General features: G+C 61.5%; 20 protein-coding genes, 1 tRNA gene and 1 pseudogene. 17 read left to right on the top strand and 5 right to left on the bottom strand.

Features of this window, described 5'->3' with window-relative positions; genetic code table 11:
* The first annotated feature begins 40 nt into the window (after positions 1-40).
* The 4 genes from sufC to Uis1B_RS09830 all read left to right on the top strand — a co-directional run bounded on the left by sufC (position 41) and on the right by Uis1B_RS09830 (position 3,471).
* Positions 41-820: a Fe-S cluster assembly ATPase SufC gene (gene sufC, locus Uis1B_RS09845; protein WP_101617888.1), complete on the top strand. Its 780-nt coding sequence runs from the start codon at positions 41-43 to the stop codon at positions 818-820.
* A gap of 92 nt (positions 821-912) precedes the next feature.
* The gene (locus tag Uis1B_RS09840; RefSeq protein ID WP_101617886.1) at positions 913-2,187 is read left to right on the top strand and encodes a cysteine desulfurase; all 1,275 of its coding nucleotides are present in this window, start codon (positions 913-915) and stop codon (positions 2,185-2,187) included.
* 85 nt (positions 2,188-2,272) lie between these two features.
* Positions 2,273-2,866: a Fe-S cluster assembly sulfur transfer protein SufU gene (gene sufU, locus Uis1B_RS09835; protein ID WP_101617883.1), complete on the top strand. Its 594-nt coding sequence runs from the start codon at positions 2,273-2,275 to the stop codon at positions 2,864-2,866.
* 2 nt (positions 2,867-2,868) lie between these two features.
* Positions 2,869-3,471 carry a metal-sulfur cluster assembly factor gene (locus Uis1B_RS09830; RefSeq protein ID WP_101617881.1) on the top strand — a complete coding sequence of 201 codons (603 nt, stop codon included), beginning with the start codon at positions 2,869-2,871 and terminating at the stop codon, positions 3,469-3,471.
* A gap of 151 nt (positions 3,472-3,622) precedes the next feature.
* On the opposite strand, the gene glgC is transcribed toward Uis1B_RS09830, so the two are convergent.
* From glgC to Uis1B_RS09815, 3 genes are all read right to left on the bottom strand, one after another.
* Complete coding sequence (gene glgC / locus Uis1B_RS09825; protein WP_101617879.1) at positions 3,623-4,867, bottom strand: glucose-1-phosphate adenylyltransferase; 1,245 nt, start codon at positions 4,865-4,867, stop codon at positions 3,623-3,625.
* A gap of 177 nt (positions 4,868-5,044) precedes the next feature.
* Complete coding sequence (locus Uis1B_RS09820) at positions 5,045-5,917, bottom strand: TrmH family RNA methyltransferase (RefSeq protein ID WP_101617877.1); 873 nt, start codon at positions 5,915-5,917, stop codon at positions 5,045-5,047.
* A gap of 100 nt (positions 5,918-6,017) precedes the next feature.
* Positions 6,018-6,108, bottom strand: a tRNA-Leu gene (locus Uis1B_RS09815).
* 98 nt (positions 6,109-6,206) lie between these two features.
* Here Uis1B_RS09815 and Uis1B_RS09810 point away from each other — a divergent pair.
* From Uis1B_RS09810 to Uis1B_RS09780, 7 genes are all read left to right on the top strand, one after another.
* Entirely contained in the window at positions 6,207-7,013 is an 807-nt protein-coding gene (locus Uis1B_RS09810; RefSeq protein WP_101617875.1) for a 16S rRNA (uracil(1498)-N(3))-methyltransferase, read from the top strand.
* A 107-nt stretch (positions 7,014-7,120) separates the two neighbouring features.
* Positions 7,121-7,459 (top strand): histidine triad nucleotide-binding protein, encoded by a 339-nt coding sequence (locus tag Uis1B_RS09805; RefSeq protein ID WP_101617873.1) that lies wholly within the window; start codon positions 7,121-7,123, stop codon positions 7,457-7,459.
* Positions 7,460-7,515: 56 nt separating this feature from the next.
* A complete protein-coding gene (locus Uis1B_RS09800) occupies positions 7,516-8,655 on the top strand; it encodes a PhoH family protein (RefSeq protein ID WP_101617871.1) in 1,140 nt (379 codons plus the stop codon).
* Positions 8,652-9,200: an rRNA maturation RNase YbeY gene (ybeY, locus tag Uis1B_RS09795; RefSeq protein ID WP_101617869.1), complete on the top strand. Its 549-nt coding sequence runs from the start codon at positions 8,652-8,654 to the stop codon at positions 9,198-9,200. Before Uis1B_RS09800 ends, ybeY begins: the two co-directional genes overlap by 4 nt.
* Positions 9,201-9,263: 63 nt before the next feature.
* Positions 9,264-10,691 (top strand): hemolysin family protein, encoded by a 1,428-nt coding sequence (locus Uis1B_RS09790; RefSeq protein ID WP_101617868.1) that lies wholly within the window; start codon positions 9,264-9,266, stop codon positions 10,689-10,691.
* Positions 10,692-10,734: 43 nt separating this feature from the next.
* Positions 10,735-11,712 (top strand): GTPase Era, encoded by a 978-nt coding sequence (era, locus tag Uis1B_RS09785; RefSeq protein WP_101617866.1) that lies wholly within the window; start codon positions 10,735-10,737, stop codon positions 11,710-11,712.
* An 80-nt stretch (positions 11,713-11,792) separates the two neighbouring features.
* A complete protein-coding gene (locus Uis1B_RS09780) occupies positions 11,793-12,839 on the top strand; it encodes a Gfo/Idh/MocA family protein (RefSeq protein ID WP_101617863.1) in 1,047 nt (348 codons plus the stop codon).
* Here Uis1B_RS09780 and Uis1B_RS09775 read toward each other — a convergent pair.
* A pseudogene (locus Uis1B_RS09775) lies at positions 12,836-14,725 on the bottom strand (AMP-dependent synthetase/ligase); the annotation flags it as partial. The gene Uis1B_RS09780 and the pseudogene Uis1B_RS09775 overlap by 4 nt on opposite strands.
* Positions 14,726-15,066: 341 nt before the next feature.
* Here Uis1B_RS09775 and Uis1B_RS09770 point away from each other — a divergent pair.
* From Uis1B_RS09770 to Uis1B_RS09750, 5 genes are all read left to right on the top strand, one after another.
* Positions 15,067-16,221 (top strand): NAD(P) transhydrogenase subunit alpha, encoded by a 1,155-nt coding sequence (locus Uis1B_RS09770; protein ID WP_101617861.1) that lies wholly within the window; start codon positions 15,067-15,069, stop codon positions 16,219-16,221.
* Positions 16,222-16,223: 2 nt separating this feature from the next.
* A complete protein-coding gene (locus Uis1B_RS09765; protein ID WP_094665387.1) occupies positions 16,224-16,538 on the top strand; it encodes an NAD(P) transhydrogenase subunit alpha part 2 in 315 nt (104 codons plus the stop codon).
* Positions 16,538-17,950, top strand: a complete 1,413-nt coding sequence (locus Uis1B_RS09760; RefSeq protein WP_101617858.1) for an NAD(P)(+) transhydrogenase (Re/Si-specific) subunit beta — start codon at positions 16,538-16,540, stop codon at positions 17,948-17,950. Before Uis1B_RS09765 ends, Uis1B_RS09760 begins: the two co-directional genes overlap by 1 nt.
* 383 nt (positions 17,951-18,333) lie before the next feature.
* A complete protein-coding gene (locus Uis1B_RS09755; RefSeq protein ID WP_101617855.1) occupies positions 18,334-18,924 on the top strand; it encodes a 50S ribosomal protein L25/general stress protein Ctc in 591 nt (196 codons plus the stop codon).
* A 325-nt stretch (positions 18,925-19,249) separates the two neighbouring features.
* Positions 19,250-20,377: a branched-chain amino acid aminotransferase gene (locus Uis1B_RS09750; protein WP_101617853.1), complete on the top strand. Its 1,128-nt coding sequence runs from the start codon at positions 19,250-19,252 to the stop codon at positions 20,375-20,377.
* A gap of 349 nt (positions 20,378-20,726) precedes the next feature.
* On the opposite strand, the gene Uis1B_RS09740 is transcribed toward Uis1B_RS09750, so the two are convergent.
* Positions 20,727-20,966 carry a hypothetical protein gene (locus tag Uis1B_RS09740; RefSeq protein ID WP_101617852.1) on the bottom strand — a complete coding sequence of 80 codons (240 nt, stop codon included), beginning with the start codon at positions 20,964-20,966 and terminating at the stop codon, positions 20,727-20,729.
* Positions 20,967-21,207: 241 nt separating this feature from the next.
* On the opposite strand from Uis1B_RS09740, the gene Uis1B_RS09735 reads away from it, so the two are divergent.
* Positions 21,208-21,500, top strand: a 293-nt coding sequence (locus tag Uis1B_RS09735) for a helix-turn-helix domain-containing protein (protein ID WP_165782843.1), incomplete at its 3' end; no start/stop codon positions are given.

Genomic DNA, 21,500 nt, shown 5'->3' with positions numbered 1-21,500 from the left:
TTCGGCAACGACAAGAACGACAGATTTTAGGAGAACAGCAATGTCAACATTGGAAATCAAGGACCTGTACGCCTCGGTGGAAACCAAGGACGGACGCAAGCAGATCCTCAAGGGAGTCAACCTCACCGTCAACTCCGGCGAGACCCACGCGATTATGGGCCCCAACGGATCCGGCAAGTCCACGCTGGCCTACACGCTGGCCGGCCACCCCAAGTACGAGGTCGACGGCGGCGAGGTGCTGCTCGACGGTCAGGACATCCTCAAGATGACGCCGGACGAGCGTGCCAAGGCGGGTCTGTTCCTCGCCATGCAGTACCCGGTGGAGGTCCCCGGCGTGTCCATGACCAACTTCCTGCGCACCGCCAAGACCGAGGTCGACGGCGAAGCCCCCGCCATCCGCGTGTGGGCCAAGGAGCTGGGCGAGGCGATGAAGCGTCTGCGCATGGATCCGAAGTTCGCCTCCCGTTCCGTGAACGAAGGCTTCTCCGGCGGCGAGAAGAAGCGTGCCGAGGTGCTGCAGCTCGAACTGCTCAAGCCGAAGTTCGCTATCCTCGACGAAACCGATTCCGGTCTTGACGTCGACGCGCTGCGCATCGTCTCCGAAGGCGTCAACCGCGCCAAGGCGGCCAACGATTTCGGCATTCTCATGGTCACGCACTACACGCGCATCCTCAAGTACATCAAGCCTGACATCGTGCATGTGTTCGCCGATGGTCATTTCGTGAAGACCGGTGGTCCTGAGCTGGCCGATGAGCTTGAGGAGAACGGCTACGACCAGTATCTGCCCGAAGGCGCCGACTCCGAATCCGCGCTGGCATAAGGTGTCTGCTGCCGTGGTGCGTCGGATTGATCATCCGGCGTGCCATTCGAATAATCACAAGACTTATCCAAGGGAAATATGCAGGGGGAATAATGGTGGATTTTGAGGCTATTCGGGAGGAATTCCCGATCCTGAACCAGCGGATTCATGGACACCCACTCGTGTATCTGGACTCTGCGGCGACCTCGCAGAAGCCGCAGTGCGTGATCGACGCGGAATCCGAATTCTACCGTACGATCAACGCCGGCGTGCACCGCGGAGCACATGAACTCGCCGCACGAAGCACGACGGCGTTCGAGGAGGCCCGCGCAAAGGTGGCCCGACTGGTCGGCGCGAACTACGAGGAAGGACGGGAGGAGGTCGTCGTCACCGCCGGTGCGACCGCCGGCCTGAACCTGCTCGCCACCGCGTTCGGCAACGCCTCACTCGGACGCGGCGGCGAAGCCGCGAAGCGGTTCGCACTCGGCCCCGGCGACGAGATCGTGGTCTCCGAAGCGGAACATCATTCCGTGCTGCTGCCGTTCCAGGAGCTGGCCGCCCGTACCGGCGCCACCTTCAAGTGGATCGGCCTGACCGAGGATGGTCGCGTACGCACCGACAACCTCGACGAGGTGATCACGGAACGCACCAAGGTCGTGGCCGTCACCCATGTAGGCAACACCACCGGCGCGATCACCGACATCGCCCCCATCATCCGACGCACCCACGAGGTGGGCGGCGTGTTCGTGCTCGACGCCTGCCAGTCGGTTCCCCATCTCAAGGTCGATTTCCATGCGCTCGACGTGGATTTCGCCGCGTGGAGCGCCCACAAGATGTACGGTCCCACCGGCGTGGGATTCCTGTACGGCAGGAGGGAGCTGCTCGAAGCATTGCCGCCGGCAAGCTTCGGCGGGTCCATGGTCGAGCTCGCATGGATGGACAAGCCAGCCCAGTACATGGAACCCCCGGCCAGATTCGAGGCCGGAACCCAGCCGGTCGCACAGGTCGTCGCCGCAGGCGTGGCCGCGGAATGGCTGATGAACATCGGCATGGAGAATCTTGAGGCGCATGAGCGCACCATCGCCGCCGAGCTGCTCAAGCTCGGTGACATCGACGGTATCCGCATTCTCGGGCCGAACGAGAACGAGAACCGTATCGGTACCGTGGCCTTCGACGTGAAGGGCGTGCATCCCCATGACGTCGGACAGTTCATCGACGCCCAGGGCATCGCCATTCGCGTCGGTCACCATTGCGCGCAGCCGGTGCATCGTCACTTCGGACTGTTCGCCTCGAACCGCGCATCCAGCGGCATCTACAATTCCGTGGACGACGCCAAGGCGTTGATCGAGGCCGCGAGCAGGGTACGTGCCTTCTTCAAGGCCGAGTAGGCCTGTCGCGCCTGATGCCCGCGATGCCGCCCAAGCCTCTTCGCCATGGGCGGCATCGGTTCGTCCGGATGTACACTAGGTCATTATGAGTGATTACGGTATGAGTTCCGAAGAACTCGAACAGATGTATCAGGAGGTCATTCTTGAGGCCTCGAAGGCTCCTCACGGCAAGGTGGGCTTCGCCAAGGGCGGCGCCGCCGAATCCATCGGAGTCAACAGCCTCAGCTCAGGTGAGAGCACGCTGCAGGCCAGCCACGAATACTGCGTACCAGCCCAATCCCATCAGTTCAATCCCACCTGCGGCGACGAGGTCACCGTGCGGGTGGAGATCAGCGACGGCAGCGACGGCAAGCCGCAGCGCATCGAGGATCTGATCTGGGACGGACAGGGCTGCTCAATCTCCCAAGCCAGCCTGTCGATCATGGTGGATCTGGTTCAGGGGAAAACCGTGGACGAGGCGATGGATCTGTTCCATGACTTCCACCGTCTGATGGAATCTCGCGGCGCCGGGTTGCACGATGACGCCGTTGAGGAGAAGCTCGGCGACGCCGTGGTGTTCCAAGGGGTCTCCCGGTATCCGATGCGCATCAAATGCGCGTTGCTCGGCTGGGAGGGGCTCAAGGACTCCATGGCTCAGGCATTGGCCCATATGAATTCAGCAAACGCAAAGGAGGCGTGACGATGAGCGAGAACAGCAATCTCGTTCCCGAACCTCAGGACTCGGTCTACCAGTCGGTGGAACGTGCTCTGGGAGGGGATGAGAAGGCCGCACGACAGGTGATGGCCAACCCGAATCTTGCCGGTTCGGTGACCGGAGGCTCTGCAGAATCTGACGGTGACACCCATGCGGATCATCAGTGCGGCTGCGGCGATCATGCCGGGGCCTGCGGTTGCCAGGATGAATCCGCAGCGGAGGACGCCATTCCGCTGAAGGCCGTTGACGATATCGGTCGAGCCACGGCCCGCGATGTGCGTGAGGCCATGCATCAGGTCATCGATCCCGAGCTTGGCATCGACGTGGTGGATCTCGGTCTGGTCTACGGCATCGAGATCGATGAACTCGGCAGAGCCATCATCACCATGACGCTGACCACCCCGGCCTGCCCGCTGACCGATCTGATCGAAGACGAGACCGCGAGCATCCTCGCAGGTCTGGTCGAGGAGTTCCGCATCGACTGGACGTGGACTCCGCCGTGGAGCGTCGACAAGATCACGCCCGAAGGCAGGGATCAGCTCGCCGCACTCGGATTCAACTTCAATAATCTGCCGACGTACGGCGCGTGAAACGGAGATCGGTTTCACTGAAAGCCGTATGTCAGCCGTGCTTATGCGCAAACCGCATAGGCATTGCATAAACGACGAATGGGTGCCTCCCCGGCAGGGAAGGCACCCATTCGCTTATCGACGTTGTTCTTCGAGACGTCACTCCGAAGCGCTAGTCCGTGACGATCGTTCCCTTCGGCACCACGGTGATGCCTTCCGGCGTGACCGTGAATCCACGGGCCAGATCCTTCTCGGTGTCGATGCCGACGGTGGCGTTCTCGGTGAGCACCACGTTCTTGTCGAGGATGGCCTTGTAGACGCGCGCACGACGGTTGATCGTCACATTGTTGAACAGCACCGAATCCACGATCTGAGACCACGAGTGGATGCGCACGTTCGGGGAGATCACCGAATGGTGGACCTCACCGCCGGAGACGATCACGCCGGGGGAGACGATCGAATCGGTGGCGTGGCCGAGACGGTCACGACCGGCATGCACGAACTTCGCCGGCGGCAGGGAGCCGGAGTAGGTGTAGATCGGCCATTCGGTGTTGTACAGGTTGAACTCCGGCACGTAGGCGATCAGATCCATGTGGGCGTCATAGAACTGCTTGAGCGTACCCACGTCGCGCCAGTAGGCGTGATCCTTCTCCGTGGACCCCGGAACCTCGTTGGTGGTGAAGTCGTAGACGCCGGCCTCGCCGCGGGAGGCGAAGTACGGGGCGATGTCGCCGCCCATGTCGTGCTTGGTGTCCTTGGCCTTCTCATCCTTGCGCAGTGCGTCGAACAGGGCGTCGGTGTTCGCCACGTAGTTGCCCATGGAAGCGAGCATCATCGACGGATCGTCGGGCAGGCCCTTGGTGGTCGCCGGCTTCTCCTCGAAGTGCGTGATCTGGTTCGGGTGCTCCGGGTTCGTGTTGATCACGCCGAACTGGTTCGACTGGCTGATGGGCTGTCGGATGCCCGCCACGGTGAACTCGGCGCCGGATTCGATATGGGCCTCCACCATCTGACGGAAGTCCATGCGGTAGACGTGATCGGCACCGACGATGACGACGATGTCCGGCTTGACGTCCTCGATGATGTTGATCGTCTGATAGATCGCGTCGGCGGAACCGAGATACCAGTGCTTGCCGAGACGCTGCTGCGCGGGGACGGGGGAGACGTAGTTGCCGAGCAGCGAGGAGAATCGCCAGACCTGTGAGATGTGACGGTCAAGCGAATGCGACTTGTACTGCGTGAGCACGATGATGTGCTGATAATCGGAGTTCACCAGATTGCTCAGCGGAAAATCGATCAGACGGTAGACGCCGCCGAACGGCACCGCAGGCTTGGCGCGGTCACGCGTCAACGGCATCAGGCGTGTACCCTCGCCGCCCGCCAACACGATGGAGAGAATCTTCGGATTTCGTTTCATGGTTATCCCTTGCCTTCTGCTCGTCGATGAGAGAACGATGCTTCAATATTGTCACATAATCCTCGTTTTATGCAGAAGCGAGAGCGTGTTGTTCGATTTGTTATCGATCGTTTGCCGTCATGTCGCCAACATGACATTCATCGATCATCTTTCCGAAGAAACGCAGGCGCCGGGAAGTCAGCCGTCTCGACGTCGCGTGGCCCAGAACGTCACCGCGCTGGAAGCCGCCACGTTCAGGCTGTCGACGCCATTGCTCATGGGAATCTTCACGGTCAGATCGGCATGGGCAATGGTGTGCCGCGAAAGCCCGTCTCCCTCCGTGCCGAAGATCATGGCCAGCCTGTCGATGTGCTCCGGCGTGTCGGGAGTGTTGTTCAAACGGGCGACGAGCTCGTCGAGTCCGATGGAATCGTCGCTGAGCGCCAGCGCCGCGGTGACGAAGCCGAGGCGCCTGAGCTGCGGAATGCCCTTCCACGGCCAGTAATGACGATCGTCGCCGCCGATGCGGGTCCACGGCACCTGAAACACCGTCCCCATGGAGACGCGGGCGGCGCGACGGTACAGGGGGTCGCCGCAGGAGGGCGTCACCAGCACCGCGTCCACATCGAGCGCTGCGGCCGAACGCATCAATGCGCCGATGTTGGTGGGATCCACGATGTCCTCCATCACGGCGACGCGTCTTGCGTCCCTGCACACCTCTTCGACGTCGGGCAGACGCCACCGGCGCATCGTGGCCAGCGCACCGCGATGCAGACGGTATCCGGTGATCTTCTTCAACTCTTCGGCGGTGGCGATGTAGACGGGGACATCCGATCCCCAGTGATCGTCCACGAAGGTGAATTCGTCGGCCATGCCTTCCAGCCAGGCCTCCTCCACGAGGAACGACACCGGTTCCACCCCGGCAGCCAGCGCACGGTCGATCACCTTCGGGGATTCGGCGATGAACATGCCCATGGAGGGTTCGAGACGGTTCCTCAGCTGCGGTTCGGTCAGGTGGGTGAACGACTTCAGTCGTTCGTCATCGATGGATTCGAGATGAATGTAGCGCATGGCTGGTGGTCCTTTGCTGTCCCATATGATTGACGGCTTCATGCATGTGCGGCGATGCATGGCGATACGAAAAAACCCCTTGAAAATCAAGGGGCTCAACTGGTGTCCGGAGCGGGACTTGAACCCGCACGGTTGTATAAAATAACCACTAGCACCTCAAGCTAGCGCGTCTACCATTCCGCCACCCGGACAAGGTGATTGCGAAAAGCAACAGGTGAAACTATAACACCGACTTGCCCGCAAATGTCAAATCTACGACACGCCGGCTGATGTTCGGTAGCCTTGAAGCATGACTTTTCCGTTGTTCCTATTCGATCCCGAGATCGACGAGACACCCATCAGTAGTGACGAGCTGCATAGCGGCTGGGTAATCACCGTTCCCGAATCCGTGGCGCGTCACGCCTTCAAAGCGATGCGTCTCGGTGAGGGTGATAGGCTTCAGCTTTCCGACGGCCGGGGACTACGCATTCTCGCCACGGTGCATGACCCCCAGGCCAGGCAGGTCACCGTGGACGAGGTGGGACGCGAACCGGCACCGGTCACCCGTCTTGCGCTGATTCAGGCTCTGGCCAAATCCGGCAGGGACGAGCAGGCCATTGAAACCGCCACGGAGATCGGCGTGGACGAGGTGATCCCCTGGCAGGCCAATCGTTCGATCGTGCAGTGGAAGGCGGCGAAGGAGACCAAGGCCGCCGCCAAATGGCGTCAGGTGCTCGCCGCCGCCACCGAACAGTCGCGCAGGGCATGGCTGCCCGGTTTGGAATCGAAGATCACCAGCCGGCAGATCGTCGAATTGTGTCGCCGGGCGAACGTACACGGTGATCTGGTGATCGTGCTCCATCAGGACGCCACCGACACCTGGGATGAGATCGAGGGACTTTCACGGGAGCTTGCCGATCGTTGCCTTGCCGATGGCCGTGCGAGGACCATCAACGTGGTGGTGGGCCCCGAGGGAGGCATCAGCGAGGATGAAATCGCCATGTTCGTGGAGGCGGGCGCCCATGCCGTGGTGCTGGGAACGAACATCATGCGGGCGTCCACGGCCGGACCTGTGGCCTTGGCGTTGCTGGCCAGATCGCTGGGGCGTTTTTCCTGATGCTCCCTGATGATGTTTCCTGACGGTGTTGTCGATCCATGGTTTATCCGAGCGGCGCAATAGCATTGAACCGTCGGTTGCAATCATGAATTCATGGAGGAGGATGCATGAGCCAGGAAAGCGATTGCCTGTTCTGCAAGATCATCGCCGGTCAGATTCCGAGCACGAAGGTGTATGAGGACGACACCACCTACGCGTTCAAGGACATCAACCCCAAGGCCAAGGTGCATGTGCTCGTCGTTCCCAAGCGGCACTACGGGAACGTGGCGGCATTGGCGAAGCAGGATCCGCAGGAGCTGTCGCACATCGTCGAAGTGGCTCAATCCATCGCCGACAAGGAGTTCCACGGCGAATACCGTCTGGTGTTCAACACCGGCAGGGATGCGGGGCAGACGGTGTTCCATGTGCATGCCCATGTGCTCACGGGAGAGGTCCTCGACGAATAGACGCCGGACCATACGTCAGACAGCAGCGAACAGGAAAGGAAAAGGTCAGGATTTCAGTGGCGACCACGACTCGCACCATCACCATCCCGTCCGAACTCAACCCCGTATCCGTTCTGGGGCCAGCCGATCAGGTGCTGCGTGAGGTGGAGAGGGCGTTCCCCGAACTCACCATCATCGTGCGCGGCAATCGCGTGGCCATCATGTCCCGGTCCAAGCAGACCGAGCCTCAGGCCGCGCAGGCTCAGGAGATCATCGAAACCATCATCCAGACCGCGTACACCGCACCGATGGACGCCGATACCGTACGCCGATTGCTCAATACCAGCGCCCGGGGCGGATTCGACGCGAAGGTGCGCGAGCAGATGGGGCGTTCCACGGTTCGCAGCCTCACCCACACCGCGAAGCAGTTGCGGGATCGGGAGAACCGGGAGAAGGCCCCGCTGGTGAAGCGCCCGCAGGAGCGTCGCAGAATGCAGGTGCCGGGGGTCATCACCTTCGCGCTGGGCCAGCCGGTCAGGCCCAAGACGGCCGGCCAGATCGAATACGTCAATGCGATGGAGGATCACACGATCACCTTCGCCATAGGACCCGCCGGAACGGGCAAGACATATCTTGCCGTGGCCCGTGCGGTTCGCGCCTTCGAAGACGGCAAGGTGCGTCGCATCATCCTCACCCGTCCGGCGGTGGAGGCGGGGGAGAACCTCGGCTTTCTGCCGGGCACGCTGAGCGAGAAGGTGGACCCGTACCTGCGGCCTCTGTACGACGCGCTCTCCGACATGCTCGGTTCGGATCAGCTTCACCGGTATCTGGCCGACAACACCATCGAGGTGGCCCCGCTCGCCTACATGCGAGGACGAACGCTCAACGATGCGTATGTGATCCTCGACGAGGCGCAGAACACCACCGAGCAGCAGATGAAGATGTTCCTCACAAGACTCGGATTCAACACGCGCATGATCATCACCGGCGACATCACGCAGGTTGATCTCACTGTTCCCAAATCCGGCCTCGCCACCATCGAACGTGTTTTGGGCGGCATCGACGACATCGCCTTCATCCATCTGCAGCCGCAGGATGTGGTCAGGCACGAGCTGGTCGGCAGGATCGTGCAGGCGTACGACCGGTATGCCGAAAGACGGCAGGGACACGGCTCGACGGCGCGGAGAACCGCGCGAAAGGAGAAGACCGACGAATGAGCGTCGAAGTCACCAATGAAACCCCTTGGACCATCGATCCGAAGGTGTTCTCCGATCTGGGTGTATGGGTGCTCGACCAGATGAGGGTGAGCACGCAGTCCGATCTGACGATCATGTTCAACGAGCCGGCCGCCATGGCCGTGCTGCACGAGCGATGGATGAGCCTCGAAGGGCCGACCGACGTGATGAGCTTTCCGATGGATGAGCTGCGTCCCGGCAACGGCAAGGATCTTCCCGAAGGCATGCTCGGCGACATCGTGATCTGCCCGTATGTGGCTGCCGAGCAGGCTCGCGCGGCAGGCCACTCCATAATCCAGGAGATGCTGCTGCTCACCATCCACGGCATTCTGCATCTGTTGGGTTACGATCACACCACCACCGAAGAGGAAAGGCAGATGTTCGGGCTGCAGCGGCAGCTGCTGCTCACCTTCCTTGCCTTAAGGCCCGGAGTGCTCAACGACGTCACGCTTCCCGAAGGGGCGCCGGATCTTCTCGCCGCGTACGACGCCGCCCATCGGGCAGACGACTCGGACGGCAAGGAGTGAGGACCCGGCTCAAGTGACCTCGAACCGTTGGAACCGTTAGGAACGTTAGGACTGAACTGAATCATGGTTGACCCTCTGATACCCATAGTCGTCGTGATGACTATGGTCGCTCTGCTGCTCGTCTGGTTTTCGCTGGTCATGGCATCCGCCGAAGGCGCGGTGGCCCGAGTGACGCGATCAAGCCTGAACAACCGCATTCTGGAAGTGCAGACCGGTGCGGATTCGCAGTTCGTCAAGATGAAGCAGATCGATCGCATCCATCGGGTTCAGCGTCTCGTGTCGGACAGATTCGCAACCGCAGGATCATGCGCGTTCTTCCGCATCGTATGCAATATCGTGGATGGCGCTCTCGTGGCGTCCGGGGCCGACCTGCTTGGCGTCCCTCTGTGGGGCTCGGTGCTGGCCGGCGTGTTGTTCGCCTTCGTGATCGGTGTGATCTCCGTGCTGGTTCGACCTCGGTCGAGTGGCGCGTCCAAGCCGTTGCAGATCATGCTGAGGCATTCCAGAATCGTCTCGATCGTGTCATGGCTCACCCCGTTCGCCAGAGTGAACGGTATCAGCACCTCCAAAAGCAGATCGGAACTGTCCGATGACGAGGAGCTGGAGAAGATCCATCTCGATCAGGGTCGGGCGATGATCGACCGGTTGGTTGAAACCGACGACTTCGATCCCGAGATTTCGGAGATGCTGCGCAACGTGCTCACTCTTTCCGAAACGTTGACACGCGAGATCATGGTGCCGAGAACCGACATGATCTGCATCGGCAAGGATGAGAAGCTCGGCAGCGTGCTGAAGATGTTCTCCCGATCCGGATTCTCCCGTGTGCCGATCATCGGGGATTCGGTGGATGATCTCGTCGGCATCGCCTATCTCAAGGACGCCGTTCGTGCCGTGGCGTTCAATCCCGCGGCCACGGACCGCCCGGTCGAATCGATCAGCCGCGATCCTCTGCTGGTTCCGGAATCCAAGCCAGTGGACGACCTGTTCCATCAGATGCAGCGGCAACGACAGCATGTGGCCATCGTGGTAGACGAATACGGCGGAATCGCCGGTCTGGTGACCATCGAGGACACCATCGAGCAGATCGTGGGCGAATTGGAGGACGAGCACGATCGTACGCAGAAACTGGAACCGGAACGCATTGCGGAAGGAAAATGGAAGTTCCCCGCCCGCGCATCCATAGCCGATATCGAGGAGCTGTTCGAGATCGACATGGACGAGGACGACGTGGACACGCTCTACGGTTTGCTCACCAAGATGCTCGGCAAGGTGCCGCTGGTGGGCTCGTCCGCGGTGACGCATGGTCTGCGTCTGACCGCCGTTGATTCCGCCGGCCGACGCAAGAAGGTGTCCACCATTCTGGTGGAAGTCGCCGGCGACTCGGGCATCGAACATGACGAACGGCACGAGCAGCGCCGCGAGCATGGTGGAGAACACGACGAACATCGTGACGGCGAGGACAACGGGCGCCAGGAGTCGTTCGCGGACTGACGTGATCGTCATTTGCACAGGCTTCACGCTAAGGTAGGACCCTATGCAAGAAGTTTATCGATCCGGATTCATTGCGGTCGTCGGACGGCCGAACGTAGGAAAGTCCACGCTGATCAACGCGCTGATCGGCTCGCATATCGCCATCACCTCATCGCGCCCGGAAACCACGCGAAAGGCCATCAGAGGCGTGATGACCACGGACGCCGCGCAGATCGTGCTGGTGGACACCCCCGGCATCCACCGTCCTCGTACGCTGCTTGGGCAGCGTTTGAACGATATCGTCGACGAATCGCTGTCCGACGCGGATGCCATCGCGTTTCTGCTGCCTGCCGATCAGGAGATCGGGCCGGGCGACAAGCGCATTCTCAGTCGACTGCGCAGCCAGTTCGCCGTCAAGCTGGACGACGGCGGATTCAAGTGGAAGGTGCCGCTGATCGGCATCGTCACGAAGATCGATGAGCTGAACCGAACCGAGCTGGTGGACAAGCTCATCGCCATCAACGAGTTTGCCGATTTCACGGAGATCGTGCCGGTTTCGGCTCTGCAGCAGGACAATCTCGCCGAGGTTCGCCGGGTGTTCATCGACGCCATGCCCGAAGGCCCGAAGATGTATCCGGACGATCAGCTCACCGAGGAGTCCCCGGAGGACGACATCGCCGAACTGATTCGCGGTGCGTTCCTTGAGGAGCTGGACGACGAGCTGCCTCATTCGCTGGCCGTGGTGGTCGATGCCATTGAATACCCGGAGGATGCTCCGGATTCCGAAGACGGGGAAACGGATTCCACCGTTCCCGGTGAACCCCGGCCGAAGGCCCAGGTGCATGTGTCGGTGTACGTGGAGCGAGATTCGCAGAAGCCCATCATCATCGGCAGGAAGGCCGAGCATCTGGTGCGGGTCAAGAAGAAGCTGCGCACGCCGATCAACCGCATCGTGGGATGCAAGGCCAACCTCGACATGCATGTGAAGGTGGCCAAGGGATGGCAGTCCGATCCGAAGAAGCTGGAACGTCTGGGCTTCTGAGTCTTTCGGCCGACGGCCGAGGCCAATGGAACAGGGTAATGGAACAGGCCGGTGGAACAGGGTAAAGAGAGGAGACTCCCATGAGCGCAAGAAACGGAGCGCACGGCGGCATCGTCAACGTGGCCATTCTCGGCTGCGGACGCATAGCGCATCATATGGCCGAAACGTTGCGGATGATGGGTCAGGATGAGCGATATTCGAAGCTCGTCCGAGCGTATGCGGTGGCGACCCGTGCGGATCGCGAACGCGCGGAGACCTTCGGCAGGCAGTACGGCTTCGACAAGGCATACGGTTCCTATGAGGAGCTGCTGGCCGATCCCGAGGTTGATCTGGTGTACATCGCCACACCCCATGCACTGCATGCCGAGCACGCCATCGCCTGCATGATGGCCGGGAAGAACGTGCTCGTGGAGAAGTCGTTCACCGCCAATGAGCGGCAGGCCCGCAGGGTGCTGGACGTTTCCCGCCAGACGCGTCTGCTGTGCACCGAGGCGATATGGACACGCTACATGCCGAGCCGAAGGATTATCCTCGATACGCTGTCGTCCGGAGTGATCGGCACGCCGCATCAGGCGTACGCGAATCTGTCATACCCCACCACGCATAAGGCGAGAATGGTCGATCCGGCCATGGCCGGCGGTGCGCTGCTGGACGTCGGCGTATACCCGATCAACTTCATGCTGATGGCGTTCCCCGAGGCGGATCCCGTTCGTACGGTCAGCTCCTGTTCCCTTACGGACAGGGGAGTGGATGAGCAGTTCTCCGCCACGTTCTGGCTCGACAACGGTGTGATGGCGGTCGTCGACTCGTCGATGGTCTCCACGGGTAGCCGCACCGGCGTCATTCAGGGAGACCGTGGGTATCTGATCGTCGAGAACATCAACAATCCCGAACGCATCGACGTCTTCGGTGCGGATCATCGGCGGATCGATTCCATCGCCGTGCCCAAGCAGCTCACCGGATACGAATATCAGGTGGTTTCGGCGGCGAAGGCGGTGCTCCACGGAGACGTCGAGTGCGAGGAAATGCCGCATGAGGAGACGTTGCGGGTCATGCGGATCATGGATGCTCTGCGTGCGCAGTGGGGAGAGGTGTATCCGTTCGAGCGTACGGCGGACGGGAGCTAGTTGCTCTTCTTGCGGGGCGCGTACATCTGCGTGTTGAGCAGATCGGCGTAACGGGCGATCACCTTGGGACGGATCACCTTCATCGATGCGGTGAGCAGACCGTTCTCCTGGCTGAACTCCTCAGGCAGTACGATAAACTTTCGCACGGACTCCGCACGGGAGACACCTTCATTCGCCAGATTCACATACTTCTGGATTTCGGCACGCACCGCGGCATTGTTCGCCGCGTCCGCAAGACTCATATCGCGGTCAAGACCCTTCGATTCCAGCCAAGGACGAAGCGTCTCCTCATCCAGCGTGATCAACGCGGAGATGAACGGCCGCTTGTCACCGAGCACCAGAGCCTGGGAGACGAATTCGCAGCGCTGAATCACCTCTTCGATCGGGCCGGGGGAGACGTTCTTGCCGCCGGCGGTGATGATGAGATCCTTCTTGCGGCCCGTGATGTAGAGGAAACCGTCGTTTTCGAGTTTGCCGAGGTCGCCGGTGGTGTACCAGCCGTCATCGGTGAACGAGGATGCGGAGGCCTCGTCGTTCTTGTGGTACCGGGGGAACACGGCGATGCCCTTGACCTGAATCTCACCATCCTCGGCGATGCGCAGCTTGAACCCGGGGAAGGCGATGCCGACGGAACCCTGATGGAACGGCACCCCCAGCGGATTGAACGCGCACGGAGCGGTGGTTTCGGTCAGACCATAACCTTCATACACCGGCACGTTGGCGCCGCGGAAGAACGCCAGCAGTTCGGGATCGAGCGGAGCACCGCCGGCGACGATCCACTTCGCACGGCCGCCGAGCGCCTGACGTAGCGAGGAGTAGACCAGCGGATCATACATCGCCCGCTTCGCCGCAGTGGATGCCTTGGCCTTGCCGTTGGTGGATACCTCATCCATGTATCGGCGGGCGGTGAGAGCGGCCTGGGCGAAGATCAGTCCCTTGGCGCCGTGACCGGCCTTCTGGGAGGCTGCGTTGTACACCTTCTCCAGCACGCGGGGCACCACGATCATCACCGAAGGTTTGGCCACCTGCAGGTCGGCGATCAGCGTCTTGATGCCTTGGGCGATGTAGATGCGGATGTCGCTGGCCACGCAGATGTAGTTGATGGCTCGGGCGAAGGAGTGAGCCTGCGGCAGGAACAGCAGAACGGAATTGCTCTTGTTGTGCAGCAGCTCGGGCATATAGTCGGGCAGATTCAACGCCGTGGTGCAATAGTGCTCATGAGTCATCTCCACACCTTTGGGAGCGGCCGTGGAACCGGAGGTGTAGACGATGGAGCACAGATCGGTCTTCTTCACCGAATCGATGCGTTCGTCGAGCGTCCGGTCGTCGATCGACGCGCCGTACGCCTTGATCTCCTCAAGTCCGCCGGTTTCGATACAGACGATGTGCTGGAGCGACGGGCAGTCATTCTCCGCGCCATCGGCCTTGTCCCGCATATCCGTCGTCTGCACGATCAGCAGGCGGGCGTCCGAATTGTTGACGATGTTGCGAATCTGCTCCGCGGAATCGGTGTCATAGATCGTGGCCAGCACGCCGCCGCAGGCCATCACCGCCGCATCGGTCACATCCCATTCATACGACGTGCGGCACATGAACGCCACGGCCTCGCCCTTGCCCAGCCCGTAATGGATCAGCCCCTTGGCCACGGCCCTCACGTCGGCGAGGAACTCGTTGGCGGTCTTCGTGACCCACTGACCATCGTCCTTATACGTATACAAAGGTTCATCACCCATGCGGCGGGCACGATCCGCATAGATGTCGTAGATGGACATGCCCTCGTCCAACGGAGGCTGCCCGGCGGTATCGGTGGTGAGCAGCCCGCTTTCCGGGTCGATGAACGTGGTGGTGGGGAAGTTCGGCCCCCACTCATCGGTGTGGGGCAGGCGAACGGAATCCGTTGCGGCCACCCCGTCCTCCGCGTCGGCCAGCACCTTGTTGTTCGGCGTGGCTTCATCGTCATAACGACCGAGGCTAGCGGCCTGCTTGGCTGTTTCGATGATCTGCGACTTGACGGAAGAGAACAATCCCACAATGACTCCTTGAATAGGCACGATGCTCCCTACTGTAACCGGAACGAGGGAAAACAGCGAAAACAGGGGAACCGGAACTGTTAAGGATAAGCAGAATCCTTTGTTCTGAACCTCCGTATTGCCATGTGTTGACTTTCGTATACACTTGCCGATGGCACCGGGCTCTCCGATGCCATAGAGATTATGAGGAGGACCAGGTGGCGGAAGATACGCAATCGACCATCACTTATGGAATTTTCAATGAGACCACCGAGCATGAGGCTCGCGTGGCGCTCACCCCCGATATCGTCAAGCGGCTCAAGCGTTCGTCCATCACCTGCATGGTGGAGACCGGCGCCGGCAGCGCAGCGGGATACGCCGATGAGGACTATGCCGCTGCGGGCGCCCGGGTCTCTGACGCGGAGACGATCATCAATCGGGCCCAGGCCTTCGGATTCGTGGACCGCCCGTCCGGCGATCTGATCGACAGACTGCCGAAGGGATCATGGGTCATCGGCATGCTCGGCTCGTTCACCGACGAGGAGTACGTGAACCGTCTGGAACGAAACGGACTGGTGGGAGTGGCCATCGAGCGTCTGCCGCGACAGCTCAGCTCCGCGCAATCCATGGACGAGATGACCTCGCAGAACTCCGTCATGGGATACAAGGCCGTGCTCAAGGCCGCCGACGCCTACGGGTCGTTCTTCCCGATGATGACCACCGCCGCGGGCACCATCCGTCCCGCCAAGGTGCTCGTACTGGGTGCCGGCATCGCCGGACTGCAGGCCATCGGCACCGCCCGTCGACTGGGCGCCGTCGTCACCGCCTATGACGTGCGTCCCGCCGCGAAAAACGAAGTGCTCTCCCTCGGCGCCAAGTTCCTTGAACTCGGACTCGACTTCTCCAAGGGGCAGGGCGAAGGCGGCTACGCCCGCCAGCTCACCGCCGAGGAACAGGCCGCCCAGCAGGCAGCCGTGGACGGCAAGGCCGCGGAGTTCGACGTCGTCATCACCACCGCGAAGGTGCCCGGACGCAAGCCGCCGATGCTGCTCACCAAGGCCGGTGTGGACGGACTGCACCGAGGAGCGGTGATCGTCGACTGCGCCGCCAGCGATCTCGGCGGCAACGTCGAAGGATCCCAGCCGAACCAGACCATCGTCACCGACAACGGCGTACGGATCATCGGCGCCCCCGATCTGGCCAGCGGCGTGGCCACCACCGCGTCGAACCTGCTTGCCCGCAACGTCGCCGACGTGCTCGCCCATTTCGTCCATGACGGCTCGCTCGTCATGGATCCGAACGAGGAACTCGACGACGCGCTGATCGTCGCCGGCCGTGTGAACACTCCGGCCGCCAAGGAAGAGGAGAAGTGATCATGCCCGATCTCGTCGTTTCGATCACCCTGTTCGTACTCGCGCTGCTCATCGGCATCGAGGTCATCGGCAAAGTGCCGGCGACCCTGCACACTCCGCTGATGTCGGGCGCCAACTCCATCCACGGCATCGTCATCGTCGGCGTCGTCATCGTCGCCGCCGAAGCCCACACGCCGCTCGCCTACGTGTTCATCTTCCTCGCCGCCGTGCTGGGAACCATGAACGTCGTCGGCGGCTACGTCGTCACCGACCGCATGCTGGAGATGTTCAAGAGCTCGAAGCCCTCCAAGAAGGACGAGAAGGAAGGCGATAAGTAATGACCGCAACCCCCATCGATATCGTCGCATGGTTCGTGTACCTGCTGGCCGCCGTCATGTTCGTCATGGGCCTGCACTTCATGAACTCGCCGAAGACCGCTCGCAAGGGCAATCAGATCTCGGCCACCGGCATGGTGTTCGCCGTCATCATGGCCTTCATCCACCTCTTCGTCAAGGGCTTCATCTCCGTCACCGCCGTGATCGTGCTCGTCGTGGGCATCCTCATCGGTGCGGTGGCCGGCGTCGCCTCCGCCAAGAAGGTCAAGATGACCGACATGCCGCAGCTCGTTTCCGTGTTCAACACGGTCGGCGGCGGTGCGGCGGCACTCGTCGCACTCAACGACATCCTCACCAACGAGGAGCTACCCACCCTCGTCGTGCTCATCACCGCAGGCCTTGGCATCATGATCGGCTCCGTCACCTTCACCGGTTCGCTCATCGCCGCCGGTAAGCTTCAGGGCGTCAGGTTCGTCAAGAACCTCAAGCTGCCCGGCAAGAGCTTCTGGAACGTGCTGTTCATCGTGCTCACCATCGCCGCGTTCGTCATGCTGTGCATCCAGCCCGAACAGCGACTCCTGTGGTCCGTGCTCACCACCGTGTTCGCCCTGTGCTACGGCCTGGTGTTCGTCATCCCGATCGGTGGTGCCGACATGCCCGTCGTCATCTCCGTGCTCAACGCCTGCACCGGCACCGCCGTGGCCATGTCCGGCCTCGCCATCGACAACGTGGCCCTCATCGTCGCCGGCGCCCTCGTCGGCGCAGCCGGCGTCACCCTTTCCATCCTCATGGCCCAGGCCATGAACCGGCCCCTGCTCTCCGTCCTCGCCGGCGGATTCGGCGGCGACAACGCCGCCGGTGGCGACGACGGCGTGACCGGCACCATGAAGGAAACCTCCGCCGACGACGTCGCCGTCCAGCTCGTCTACGCGCAGAAGGTCATCTTCGTTCCCGGCTTCGGTCTCGCCATGGCCCAGGCCCAGCGCGAGCTTGCCGATCTCGGCGAACTCCTCAAGAGCCGCGGCGTCGAAGTCGCCTACGCCATCCATCCCGTCGCCGGCCGTATGCCCGGCCACATGAACGTCCTGCTCGCCGAAGCCAACGTGCCCTACGAGGAGCTCGTCGATCTCGATGAGATCAACCCGCAGTTCCCCACGGCCACCATCTCCCTTGTCGTCGGCGCCAACGACGTCACCAACCCCGCCGCCCGCCGCCCTGGCACCCCGGTCTCCGGCATGCCGATCCTCGACGTCGACAAATCCGAAAACGTGGTCGTCATCAAGCGCGGTCGCGGCAAGGGCTACGCCGGCATCGAAAACGAGCTCTACTTCAACGACAACACGCAGATGCTGTTCGGAGATGCGAAGAAGGAGTTGCAGGCCATCATCGCCGCCGTCAAGGAATTGATTGCGTGACGGAGCGTCATCTGCGTTGCGGGAGATTCGACGTACCTTTGTACGCCTTCATCTCCCGCGCCTTGATGCCGCACGCGTCGCGCAACCAATTCTTGCGGGGCGTGTGACGGCATTCGGAACAGGTTCCGCTCCTTCGGGGACGGAACCTGTTTACGTTTTCGGATTGCGTCGGACAGCGCAGTCCCGACCGCGTGCTGCGATCGCCGAAATGGACTTCGCGGATTATCCGTGCTATGCTCGCCTACTGTTGCTTTGGCGAGGGAAGGTGGTACGCCGCGCTTCCGTTATCGACTCGGCTTGTGGTACTCCGTATTCACGGTGTTTCCCGGTGCGTCGATGCGCCGGAGCGAATGAACGAAACATTGTGATGTAAGGAGAACATCATGGCAGATATCACTCTGGAAGGTACCGTTCGTACCGAGTTCGGCAAGGGTGCGGCCCGTCGCCTGCGCGTGGCCAAGCTGATCCCCGCCACCGTCTACGCCGGCGGTGAGCAGCCCGTGTTCGTGCAGCTGCCGATGCGCGAGACCACCAACGCCATGCGTCGTACCAACGCCCTGTTCGAGATCAAGTTCGGCGACGAGTCCAAGATGGCCGTCGTGAAGGACATCCAGCGCAACCCGGTCAAGCAGATCATCGAGCACATCGACTTCTACGAGGTGCGCGCCGGTGAGAAGATCGAGGTCGAGGTGCCGGTGTTCGTCGAAGGCACCCCGAAGGGCGCCGCCGTCGCATTCGTCGACGTCCAGGAGCTCAAGGTCAAGGCCGACGTCACCAACCTGCCCGAGCGCATCACCATCAGCGTGGACGGCATGGTCGACGGCACCAAGGTGCTGGCCAAGGACGTTGTGCTGCCCGAAGGCGTCGAGCTGGTCCACGACGATCCGGAAGAGTCCGTCGTCACCGTCGAGGTGCCCGAGGATACCTCCGTCGAGGCCGCTCCGGCTGCTGCTCCGGCCGCCGACGCCAAGTGATTCACTCAGACGAGATTCACATAGATTCGTATAGCGTACGATCCGCATAGATCGTGAAGCCGATCCTGCCCGATGGTTCCTCACGGCAGGATCGGCCCAGAGCCCACCGTGCACATCATACGCGTGGGCTCTTCGCATATGGGGAATGCCAATGCATCAAATGCGGCGTACGCCGAATACGACGTTTTTCATAATGTGAACTCTCCCACACGGCTTGTCAGAAGCTGTGAGAGAGTTGACCCTGAGTTCGGTGCCAGAAGCGCCGACAAACGACCCACAGCCGTTCTCCCCAGCAGAGAGCGGCAACGTTGATAAAGAAGTGACAATGACAGAAAACACTCATCACGATCCGGCTGCACTGTCCAAGCTGGCAGATGCATTCACCGTTCTGCCGAACGAGAATCCGGCCTCCGACGCCAAGCGTCAGGAGCTCATCGACAAGCCGGCGTTCGGTCAGGTCTTCTCCGACAACATGACCCGCATGTCCTGGACGAAGGGCGAGGGGTGGTCCGATCGTCGGGTCGAGCCGTACGCTCCGCTGAAGATGGATCCGGGCGCCTCTGTGCTGCACTATGCGCAGGAATGCTTCGAAGGCCTCAAGGCCTACCATCACGCCGATGGCTCCGTGTGGCTGTTCCGCCCGGACGCCAACGCCGAGCGCTTCCAGAACTCCGCCAAGCGACTGTACCTGCCGGAGCTGTCCATCGATGACTTCCTCGGCTCCGTGGCCGCGCTGGTCAAGCGCGACGCCGCTTGGGTGCCCACCCGCCGCGAATACACGCTGTACATGCGTCCGTTCATGTTCGCCTCCGAACCGTTCCTCGGCGTGCGCGCCCCGCATGAGGTGGACTACTGCGTGATCGCATCTCCCTCCGGCCCGTACTTCCCCGGCGGCGTCAAGCCGGTGAGCATCTGGGTGGAGGACAAGTGGTTCCGCACCGGCCCCGGCGGCACCGGATTCGCCAAGTGCGGCGGCAACTACGCCGCCTCCCTGCTCGGCGAGTACACGGGCATCGAGAACGGATGCCAGCAGGTGTGCTTCGTCGACGCCGCCACCAAGACCTACCTTGAGGAGCTCGGCGGTATGAACATGATGGTCGTGCACAAGGACGGCCATGTGGAGACCCCTTCGCTCACCGGCAACATCCTGCCCGGCGTCACCCGTCGTTCCCTCATCCAGCTGCTGAAGGATCACGGCCGCGACGTCGTCGAGACCATGATCGCCCTTGACCAGCTGCTTGAGGACATCAAGTCCGGCGAGGTCACCGAGGTGTTCGCCTGCGGCACCGCCGCCATCATCACCCCGATCGGTCGCTTCAAGTCCGAGAAGTTCGATGTCACCGTGGCCGACGGCAATTCCGGCAAGCTCACCGTCGATCTGCGCAATGAGCTGCTCGGCATCCAGCTCGGCGAGGTGGAGGATCCGCACAACTGGATGTGGAAGGTCTGCTGATAGGCGCATTCGCTTCTATCCATCGTTGATAATGGCCGCTTTCCCCATAAAGGAGTAGGGGAGAGCGGCTTTTCATTCGGTATTGCCGTGTTTTTCCGGGCCGGATGCCTGGTCGAACTGTCGCCTTGTTGTCCTTCGCGCGCTTTTCCCACTCACGCGAATGGGTGATGGCTTCGTGGTACTTCGCCTCCCAATCCGTGGACTGCGCTTCGCCGTGCGGCTCGGCATCGTCCTGCGACTGGTCGGCGTTACTGGTGGCTTCCTCCTGAATTGTGTTGTCGAGGCCCGTTCCGGGCATGAAAAAAGCCACCCGTGCGGGTAGCCATGAACAAATGAAGATGGCTTTGGGTTAAAGCTCGCCCAATGCTTTCTTGTGCGCGTATTCGGCACGGAGTTTGTCCGTTGAAAGATCGTCTTCCACATCGAAACGCTTTTCCCATTGCTCAGCGATGTACGCTTGCTCTTCCGGCGTCGGCGGAACGAAACCTGTGAGCTTGTTGATGCGTTTGATTACCTCAGGATCGGTGATGAAGCGGCCTTGGCCGGCCATGAATGTGAACTTGTCCAGCCTGTCGGGAGCGATCGGCATGTCACACCATCCTTAGATAGACCAGCGTCGATCCGTCCGGGAGTCTGCCGAAACCGTCGACCATGAACATCTGATTACGGGACAGCAGAACCTCGTGTTCCTCCGGGATGCTTTGTGAATGTTTCCAAGTATACGCCGTGGCTGCCCGGTGCGACGAGAACCCGGGTTCTAAATAGAAGCGCAACACCTGTCTAAGGTTGGAAGTGTTCAAGTCCACAACCGAAGAGAAAGTGCTGCGCCCATGACGAAAGTGTATTCCCACCTGTCGGCCGAGGAACGAGTCCGGATCGACGAACTGAGGAACCGAGAGGGGCTCGGCGTGCGCCAGATCGCCCTGAGGATCGGCCGGGACAAGTCCACGGTCAGCCGCGAGCTGAGGCGCGGCCTGTGGTTCGCGTCCAACGAGAACGACTCCTACCGTCCGTACAGGCCGAAACGCCTGAAGACGGGCGCAGGGACCGCGCGCCCGTTCTACTCGGCCCTGACCGCGCAGCGCAAGGCCGAGACCCGCGCCCGCAGGTCGCGCAAGCCCCT

It is taken from the genome of Bifidobacterium margollesii, from assembly GCF_002860355.1.
Taxonomy (GTDB): Bacteria; Actinomycetota; Actinomycetes; order Actinomycetales; family Bifidobacteriaceae; genus Galliscardovia; species Galliscardovia margollesii.
Note: the sequence above shows the minus strand (reverse complement) of the source record. Positions and strands in the feature narration are given on the sequence as shown.